This window comes from Peptostreptococcus sp. MV1, assembly GCF_000758885.1.
In the GTDB taxonomy this organism is placed as follows: Bacteria; Bacillota; Clostridia; order Peptostreptococcales; family Peptostreptococcaceae; genus Peptostreptococcus.
Map to the genome: position 1 here is coordinate 1 of NZ_JRNB01000027.1, position 9,333 is coordinate 9,333.

Sequence of the window (9,333 nt, forward strand, 5' to 3'; positions counted from 1 at the left end):
ATGCTGTCGCATAAATTTCGGATTTTATTCATCAACGCTAGTTGACAAAGAACCGCAAAAAAAGAGTGAAGACAAAGTCTTCACTCAAAATTATAATCTATTCAACTGTAACTGATTTAGCAAGGTTTCTTGGCTTGTCAACATCTAATCCTCTAAGAGTAGATACGTTAAGTGCAAGTAACTGCATTGGAACAACAGCTATTATAGGTGATAGTAGGTCGTCTGAGTCTGGTATATAAATTACCTCATTAGATACTTTTTCAACTTCCTTGTTGTGGCTCTGAGCGATTGCTACCACATAAGCACCCCTAGCTCTTACTTCTTCCATGTTGGATACCATCTTATCGAACATATTTTGCTGTGTAGCTATAGTTATAACAGGTGTACCATCTTCAATAAGGGCTATAGTACCGTGCTTTAGCTCTCCTGCTGCGAATGCTTCTGCGTGTATATAAGATATTTCCTTAAGCTTTAGGGAACCTTCCATAGCTAGTGAGTAGTCAATACCCCTTCCTAGGAAGAAGGCGTGTTCTTTTTCAACCATTCCCTTGGCTACTGTTTCTATCAGCTTGGCATTATCCAATACTTCCTGGATCTTAGCAGGAATTTCCTTCAATTTTTCTATAGTTTCCTTGTAGTAGGCTTCTGTTATCTTGCCCATTTCTAGTGCACAGTTAAGGGATATCATGTATAGGGCTACTATCTGAGTAGTGTAGGCCTTAGTAGACGCAACTGCTACTTCTGGACCAGCCCATGTGTAGAATACATCATCTGCCTCTCTTGCTATTGATGAACCTACAACATTTGTAACTGCAAGGATTCTAGCACCCTTTTTCTTTGAGTCTCTTAGAACTGCTAGGGTATCTGCTGTTTCACCTGACTGGCTGACAAGGATAACTAGTGAGTGTTCATCAACGAAGTTATCATTGTATCTAAATTCTGATGCTATATCTGTTGTAACAGGAATTCCCATGAATTTCTGCATTGCTGTCTTTCCTAGTACACCTGCATTGTAGGCAGTACCACAAGCAACAATGTATATATTGTTTACTGATTCAAGGTAGGACTTATCTAGGTGGATGTCATCTAGGACGATCTTACCCTGGTCATTTAATCTTCTTTCAAGTGTTAACTTAATGCCCTCTGGCTGTTCGAAGATCTCTTTTTCCATGAAACAAGAGTAGCCTCCTTTTTCAGCCGCCTCTATGTCCCAATCTACGTAGTTTAGTTTCTTGTCAATTAACTGCCTTTCTTCATTGTATATCTTTAGATTACCGTCTAGTATATGAACAACTTCACCGTTGTCTAGGTAGTATACATCTCTTGTATATTTCAATATGGCTGGTATGTCTGATGCCACAAAGGCCTCATCCTCACCGATACCTGCTACTAGAGGACTGTCTTTTCTAACAGCCACTAATTCATTGTTGTGGTCTGCTGATACAACACCTAGGGCATAGGCACCTCTTAGGTCTCCTATAGTCTTGTATACGGCATCTAAAAGGTTGCCATCATAGTACTTGTCTAATAGGTGGGCTATTACCTCTGTATCTGTCTTAGATACAAATACAACACCCTCAGCTTCTAATTGAGATCTTAGTTCTAGGTAGTTTTCTATTATACCATTGTGAACTACTGCTAGGGTCTTGTCCTTGTTAAAATGAGGATGGGAGTTTACATCTGAAGGCTCACCATGAGTTGCCCATCTAGTATGTCCTATACCTGCACTTCCTATTATGTTGTTTTCCTTTAGACTATCTGCAAGGACTGATAGCCTTCCTTGGAACTTTCTTATTTCAAGCTCATTACCAGTGTTTACAGCAACCCCTGCTGAATCATAACCCCTGTATTCAAGCTTAGACAGACCATCGACTATGACGTCTGCTGCATTTCTCTTACCTAAATATCCTACTATTCCACACATTTTCTGCTCCTCCTAAAATATAAATAAGAAACAGGCCCCTACTAGTAGACCCTTTGTTACAGGATCACTCCTGCTTTTAAGGTATACCTTTCGATGGTAGGCCACCGCGAAGTATCCGCCGAATATCTCGATTTCTTCGTCCTCGTTAACTGAAATATCAGTCTGGCGCTAAGCATACAAATGTCTTATCAACACATAAACGCATGACAATGCTTGTGTTAACATTTCAAATACTTTTTAATAATTGATACAAACTACAATTGTAACCTCCGACTCAAATTTGCAAGGAGCAAATTGACACCATGCAGATTGAATCAAGACCTATCTTCTTAGGTTGAATGTGGATGAACTTGTATTCATTGTTTTTACGACTAATGACCATAAGTTCTTCAACCGTAACACTATTCTACCACAAAAACTTAAATTTTGCTTATGTATTTTGTAAATTTTTTAAAGAATGTTATCAATGTCACTGGTAAAACGTATTCACAAATAAGAGGTGTCACCATTGATAGTGACATTAGAACGATTACTATTAGTTTAGAAATTTACGATAATCAGGTATAATAAAAGCATAGGTGTTAGGTTGTAGATATCTACTGAAATTATTATTTAATTTAATTTAATGGTTAAAAACAACCTTAAAAAATATATTTGTATGAAATAAGGAGGGTTTATTATGATTAAAAAGCAGTCTTCAGCTAAGACTTCTGTCCAGAAATTCGGACGTTTCCTAAGTGGTATGGTAATGCCAAATATTGGTGCATTTATTGCTTGGGGGTTTATAACAGCATTATTTATACCAACGGGATATCTTCCAAATGAAAGCTTGGCAAAGATAGTTGGTCCAGCCTTATCGTATCTTTTGCCTATCTTGATTGCCTATCAAGGTGGTAAGATGGTAGGTGGAGATAGAGGGGCAATTATGGGTTCAATAGCAACGATAGGTGTAATTGTAGGTTCTGAAATTCCAATGTTGCTGGGTGCAATGATTATGGGACCTCTTGGGGGATTTGTAATTAAGAAGTTTGACCAGGCCATAGATGGTAAGGTAAAGGTTGGCTTAGAAATGCTAGTAAACAACTTTTCAATAGGGATCATTGGTATGCTACTTGCTATTGTAGGTTTTTATGGTATAGGGCCTATAATCGGTATGGCTACATCATTCGTAGAAGCGGGTGTTAAGTCACTTGTTAATGCGAACTTACTTCCACTAGTATCAATATTTATCGAACCAGGTAAGATACTGTTCTTAAATAATGCGATTAACCATGGAGTTCTTACACCACTGGGTATAAATGAAGCTAAGGAAGTAGGTAGGTCAATAATGTTCTTGCTAGAAGCGAATCCAGGGCCAGGTCTTGGTATATTACTTGCATATTGCTTCTTTGGTAAGGGTAACGCAAAACAGTCAGCTCCAGGTGCAGTTCTTATCCATTTTATAGGTGGTATACATGAAATATACTTCCCATATGTATTAATGAATCCGGCACTTTTAATAGCTGTAATAATCGGTGGAATGTCAGGAGTATTTACTAATGTTATATTAGGTTCTGGCCTAGTTGCTCCAGCCTCTCCGGGGTCAATATTAGCAGTAATGGCTATGACAGCCAAAGGATATCATCTACAGGTAATAATATCTGTACTAGTATCAACAGTAGTCAGCTTTGTTATAGGTTCAGTCTTTGTAAAGAGACAGGCAGCGAATTCTTCTGATGAAGATATGGCTATGGCTCAAGAAAAAATGAAAGCAATGAAGGCAGAGTCAAAGGGACAAAGACTTAATGTAGGTTCAGCATATTTCCCGGATGCCAAGGATATAAAGAAGATAGTATTTGCTTGTGATGCTGGTATGGGATCATCTGCAATGGGAGCTTCAAAGTTTAAATCTAGAATAAAGAACTACAAGGGTGATGTAACAGTGGTACATTCAGCAGTTGCGGAGGTTCCAGATGATACAGATGTAGTAGTTACTCACGAAAATTTAGTTGGTAGGGTTAGTAATCCTGATGGAAGAAAGGAAATCATAACAATTAAGAATTTTCTAAAGGACGAAAACTTGGATGGTTTATTTGAAAGATTCAACAAATATATCTAAATCTTACTATAAAAGTTAAAGATTAAGGTATATCGATACGTGATACAAGAGATGTGATATAATTATTTAAAGAATGCTCACTGGTATGCTGTATTTAAGGGCATGTCGGTGGGCGTTTGTCTTAGGTGAGTTGTTAAAAGTATATGGAGCATTGAAATGAAAAAAATGAAATTAACTGAGAGACAAAAAAATATTATACTCATGTTACTGGAAGACACAAGCCAAGCTATTACCACCAGTAAAATAGCAGATAGATTAAATTTATCCTCTAGAACTGTGAAGAGAGACATAACTATGGTTGAAAAGTGGTTTTCTATAAATGATTTTAAGCTCATAAAGAAACCGGGTGTAGGTCTTATTGTAGATGAAGATGACAATATGAGAAATTTAATAAGTGATCTACTTAAGATGGAAAACATAGAAAAATCATATCACAAGAATGACAGGATAAAGTTTATATTATCTAGGCTTTTAATGGCAGATCAACCAATTAAGTATTATTTTTTTACAAATTACTTGAAAATATCAGATAAAACCCTAACTCAAGACTTAGGAGATGTAGAAAAGTGGTTATCTGATTTAAATATCAAAATAGTAAAAAAACATGGTGAAGGCGTATATATACTGGGTAATAAGAATTCATTGAGAAAGGCTCAGATAAATTTAATTCATGAATCCTTAGATGATACAAAGAGACTTGACCTTATTAGGGATATATCTTTAGAATCTAGTGTCGAATTAATAGAAGAAAATGATGTTTATTCAATGATAAATAGAAAAACACTTGATAAAGTAAAAAGGGTGCTTAGTGGCGTATTTAAAAGTTTAAATTTAAAAATATCAGATAATTCCTATATAGGGCTTCTAGTTCACATATCTCTAACTATAGAAAGATTATTGTTAGAGGAAAATATAGAAGTGAAAAAAGAATATATAAATAATATGTCTAATTCAAAAGAATATATGTTTTCTAGAATAATAGTAGATGACTTAGAAAGAGAATTTTGTATATCAATTCCAGAAGAAGAAATAAGCTATATAGCAATGCATATAAAGGGTGCAAATATAATTGGTAGTGATGGCTCACAAAAAGATGCAGATGATATAATAGAAATATCAAGATTAACAAAGAAACTTCTTGGAGATATGTCGATAATATTTAGTGTCGATCTTGTAAGTGATAAAAGGCTAGAAAAAGATCTTAAAAATCACCTCGGACCTGCACTCACAAGACTTAGGTTGGGCATGAAGATAAGAAACCCAATTTTAGATGAGATTAAAGGGTCATATATGGAGATATTTCAGGCTGTAAATAGAATATTTTCTGATAAGGTGTATGATTTTACAAAGTTGGATAGATCAATAAACATACCAGAGGATGAAATTGGTTATATTACAATTCACTTTGCTGCGGCAATAGAAAGATACATAGGCTTAAATGGAGTCATTAGAGTTATTACAGCTTGTCCAACAGGTGTAGGTACATCTCGATTAGTTGCAACAAAATTGGAGTCTAAATTCAGCAATATTCAGGTTGTAGATAATATGTCTATTATGAATATATCGAGTGAAGTTTTAGCAAGCATGGATGTAGACCTTATAATAGCAACAGTAGATATAAACGAGTATATGGAAGATGGAATGTTACATGGTAAAGATAGTATAGTTATTAACACCTTACCTAGTGACCAAGATTATAAGAAAATAGAAGATAAGATTAAACAAATACTAAGAAAAAAGATATATAATGGGAGCCACGAAAGGCTAGAAAATAGATTATCTTATGGGCACAGTAAAGTAGGAGCAGATAAGTTCGTATTTAGTGACGCAGGTATAGACAAGGATCTTACAGGAGTATCTTTAGATACCGGTATAAATAAGTCAATATACAGGGTATCAATTGACTACTACAGACTTGCTGAGAGTATTACTTATTCAACAATAAGTGGAGGAAACGAGTTAATTGGTGCTTGTACTAATCTAATATCAAGGGATAAAAGTGAAAGAGATAGGATATATACAGCCTTAAAAGACAGGTGCGATATAAATATGCCGTATTTTGAAGATTTAGGACTATATCTAATGCATTGTAAGATAAAGGGTGTTAAGTCTAGACTTGGATTTATGAACGTTGTAGAAGAATTCGAAAGTTTATCTGGATATAATGGTAAGCGCATTCAAAAAAAAATTAAGTCTGTCGTAGTTTTGATTCTAGAAGAGAGAGATTTGTATGCAAAAGACCTATTTGCATCAATAAGTTCTAGATTGGTTGAAGATGACGAATTTTTGGAGGCAATATCTTGCTTAGATAGGTCGAAAATTCAATATATAGTTGATCAAGAGATAGAAAAACAAGTTGAAAAGCTTGCTGATAATAGTATTAATAAAAATAGGAGGTAGTAAAATGGCAGCACAGTTATTGGAAAAGAATATATTTCTAGGTTTAAAAGAAACTTCAAAGGAAGATGCTATAAAATTAGCGGGAAGGAAGTTAGTAGAAGCGGGTTGCGTAGAAGAAGCCTATATAAACGCTATGCTTGAGAGAGAGAAGGTAATGACTACTTACATGGGTATGGGTTTAGCAATACCTCATGGGGTGAATGAAGCAAAGAAGGATATTATAGAATCTGGTATAGTAATACTACAGTATCCAGATGGAGTAAGTTTTGATGGTGAGATGGCATACCTGGTTGTGGGTATAGCTGGAAAGGGTGACGAGCACTTAGAGATACTATCATCCATAGCTATAGCATTAGACGATGATGTAGTAGAAAAGCTGAGAGTTACTACATCAAAGAGTGACTTTATTGAGGCCTTTGCCGAATAGTTGTAAGATAATTAAAATAATAAAGGTAGTATTAGTATATATTGGAAGGAAGTTTTATAATGAAAAAAGCTATACAATTTGGAGCAGGAAATATTGGTAGAGGATTTATTGGTTGCTTGTTACACCAAGCGGGCTACCATGTAGTATTTGCTGATGTAGTTGAAGAAGTATTAAAAGAAATCAACGAAAAGGGTATATACACAATCTTTATTAAGGATGTAGAGTCAAGTGAGATTGTTGTAGATAATATATCTGGAGTATCATCAATAAGTGATGCTATCTATTCAGAAATTGAAGAAGCTGAGCTAATAACAACAGCTGTTGGTCCTCTTGTCCTAAATAGGATCGCACCAACTATAGCAGAGGGAATCAGAAGAAGGATGGCAAAGGGGTCAACTGACTATCTAAACATCATAGCATGTGAGAATGCAGTATATGCATCAAATATTCTAAAAGAAGCAGTGTATGAATGCTTGAGTGGAGAAGAAATTAAGTACGTTGATACATATGTTGGCTTCCCGAATTGTTCAGTTGACAGGATAGTACCTCCATCAAAGAATGAAAATCTGCTAGATGTAACAGTAGAAGCCTTCTATGAATGGAATGTGGAAAAGGCTGATTTCAAGGGTGACATACCTCAGATAGGTGGTATGAACCTTGCAGATAACCTAATAGCCTATATAGAAAGAAAGCTATTTACCCTAAACACAGGTCACGCTATCACAGCCTACCTAGGTGTATATAAGGGCCTAGACACTATAGACCAGTCTATAGCCAACCCTGAAACAGAGTCCATCGTAAGAGCTGCAATGCAGGAAAGCGGAAACGGCTTAATAGACAAGTTTGGATTTGACAAGGATGCCCACTACAAGTACATTGAAAAGATACTTGGAAGGTTCAAGAACCCATACCTACTTGACGATGTGAAGAGGGTTGGACGTGAGCCCCTAAGAAAGCTATCTGCCAATGATAGACTAGTCAAGCCATTATTGACAGCATTTGAGTATGGACATAGCATAGACCACCTAATCACAGGTGTGGGTGTTGCCCTTAACTACTATGACAAGTCTGATGACCAGTCAGTTGAGTTAAGAGACAAGATTAATAGTATTGGAATTAAGGCAGCTATAAAGGAAGTTACATCTATAGAAGATGAGTCACTTCTTGCAAAGATAGAAGAAGCGTATAAGAAGTTTAATAAATAAGTTTTAAATGTAACCCCAGTACAGTAGTTTTCTGGGGTTTTTCATATATTCACCCAGATGACTATTAGTTGACGAAAGGTATCCAGGTGCTTGCCTAATCTTTGATAGCGTTGGCAAATTGGGGATAAGGTTGATGATGTCAAAAACCCTAAAGAATATGGGGATTAGCGATGTGGATGGCTTTTTCTACCTAGATAAGCCAAAAGAGGACTTGGACTGGTCGGAAAATATAAGGGTGACTTCAAGGGGATATATGCTAGGATATCATGATATGAAAAGCCCTAATATTTCTTTCTCCCACCGTCTACTTGCAAGAATTTGCGATAATATGATGAAGATGTCTATAAATAGGCTATATTTTGGGTAAGTAAGTCTTAAGTATGTATATATATTGCCTAAGAGTATACCAGGAATATAAAAGTTCATACTATATGATGAGGAGAATGATGAGGAGAATAATGAATGGAATTAAATAAGAGATTTGAAAGAGAGTATTTAAAGAAGTTCCAAATTATTAATGGAGCACAATTAAAATACATAGCATTTATATCGATGCTTATAGACCATGTCAATAATGCCTTAATAACCCCCCTACTTGATGGACATGGGTTTTTATTGCATTTATCCAACCTATTTTCAATTCTAGGTAGGATAGCCTTCCCTATATTTGTATTCTTTATAGTAGAAGGATTCTTTAAGACTAGGAGCAGGAAAAAATACCTCTTGACCCTACTAATATTTGGTATAATATCAGAAGTTCCTTTTGATATGTTCACGTCAAAGACCTTCTTTGACCCATATTGGAACAATATGATGTTTACCCTAGCCCTGTGTCTTATAATGATTTGGCTAATAGATATACTTAAGGAAAGGATAAAGAATAGGCTTCTTTGGTATATAGTATCAATATTTGTAGTGGCGATTTTTGCCTTTATGGCCATGCAGTTGAGTCTGGACTATGACTACCATGCTATAGCCGTAGCCTACATATTCTATATCTTCTATGACAAGCCAATACTGGGAGCTGGTCTGGGCTACCTATCTATTATAAAAGAGCTATACTCTTTTTTAGGTTTTGCCATGACCCTGACTTACAATGGAGAAAGGGGCAGGCAATACAAGTGGTTTAACTACTTGTTCTACCCGGTTCATATCCTAATACTAGGACTTTTGCGCTTCTATTTTAATATTTAGATATTTAAGGCTAGCATCCAAGAGGTGCTAGTTTTTTTATGTATGACGGGCATGCCGTCAGTCTGTGGTGAAAGTCCACGTAGGG

At 35.8% G+C, this 9,333-nt stretch carries 7 protein-coding genes; 6 read left to right on the forward strand and 1 reads right to left on the reverse strand.

Annotated elements, in window-relative coordinates; genetic code table 11:
- Window positions 1-97: 97 nt before the first annotated feature.
- The gene (gene glmS, locus HMPREF1639_RS02425; protein ID WP_036762905.1) at window positions 98-1,924 is read right to left on the reverse strand and encodes a glutamine--fructose-6-phosphate transaminase (isomerizing); all 1,827 of its coding nucleotides are present in this window, start codon (window positions 1,922-1,924) and stop codon (window positions 98-100) included.
- A gap of 679 nt (window positions 1,925-2,603) precedes the next feature.
- Here glmS and HMPREF1639_RS02430 point away from each other — a divergent pair.
- The 6 genes from HMPREF1639_RS02430 to HMPREF1639_RS02455 all read left to right on the forward strand — a co-directional run bounded on the left by HMPREF1639_RS02430 (window position 2,604) and on the right by HMPREF1639_RS02455 (window position 9,248).
- The gene (locus HMPREF1639_RS02430) at window positions 2,604-4,022 is read left to right on the forward strand and encodes a PTS mannitol transporter subunit IICB (RefSeq protein ID WP_036762906.1); all 1,419 of its coding nucleotides are present in this window, start codon (window positions 2,604-2,606) and stop codon (window positions 4,020-4,022) included.
- 156 nt (window positions 4,023-4,178) lie between these two features.
- Complete coding sequence (locus tag HMPREF1639_RS02435) at window positions 4,179-6,422, forward strand: BglG family transcription antiterminator (RefSeq protein WP_036762909.1); 2,244 nt, start codon at window positions 4,179-4,181, stop codon at window positions 6,420-6,422.
- A 4-nt stretch (window positions 6,423-6,426) separates the two neighbouring features.
- Window positions 6,427-6,849, forward strand: coding sequence for a PTS sugar transporter subunit IIA (locus HMPREF1639_RS02440; protein ID WP_036762910.1), 423 nt, complete (start codon window positions 6,427-6,429; stop codon window positions 6,847-6,849).
- Window positions 6,850-6,908: 59 nt separating this feature from the next.
- Entirely contained in the window at window positions 6,909-8,054 is a 1,146-nt protein-coding gene (locus HMPREF1639_RS02445; protein ID WP_036762911.1) for a mannitol-1-phosphate 5-dehydrogenase, read from the forward strand.
- Window positions 8,055-8,187: 133 nt separating this feature from the next.
- Window positions 8,188-8,421: a hypothetical protein gene (locus HMPREF1639_RS02450; protein WP_198021044.1), complete on the forward strand. Its 234-nt coding sequence runs from the start codon at window positions 8,188-8,190 to the stop codon at window positions 8,419-8,421.
- Window positions 8,422-8,516: 95 nt separating this feature from the next.
- A complete protein-coding gene (locus HMPREF1639_RS02455) occupies window positions 8,517-9,248 on the forward strand; it encodes a TraX family protein (protein WP_036762913.1) in 732 nt (243 codons plus the stop codon).
- The last annotated feature ends 85 nt before the right edge of the window (window positions 9,249-9,333 follow it).

Bases quoted from the DNA above. Each gene is read 5' to 3' on its own strand.
- glmS (WP_036762905.1), bottom strand. From the start codon at position 1,924: ATGTGTGGAATAGTAGGATATTTAGGTAAGAGAAATGCAGCAGACGTC.
- HMPREF1639_RS02430 (WP_036762906.1), top strand. From the start codon at position 2,604: ATGATTAAAAAGCAGTCTTCAGCTAAGACTTCTGTCCAGAAATTCGGA.
- HMPREF1639_RS02435 (WP_036762909.1), top strand. From the start codon at position 4,179: ATGAAAAAAATGAAATTAACTGAGAGACAAAAAAATATTATACTCATG.
- HMPREF1639_RS02440 (WP_036762910.1), top strand. From the start codon at position 6,427: ATGGCAGCACAGTTATTGGAAAAGAATATATTTCTAGGTTTAAAAGAA.
- HMPREF1639_RS02445 (WP_036762911.1), top strand. From the start codon at position 6,909: ATGAAAAAAGCTATACAATTTGGAGCAGGAAATATTGGTAGAGGATTT.
- HMPREF1639_RS02450 (WP_198021044.1), top strand. From the start codon at position 8,188: ATGATGTCAAAAACCCTAAAGAATATGGGGATTAGCGATGTGGATGGC.
- HMPREF1639_RS02455 (WP_036762913.1), top strand. From the start codon at position 8,517: ATGGAATTAAATAAGAGATTTGAAAGAGAGTATTTAAAGAAGTTCCAA.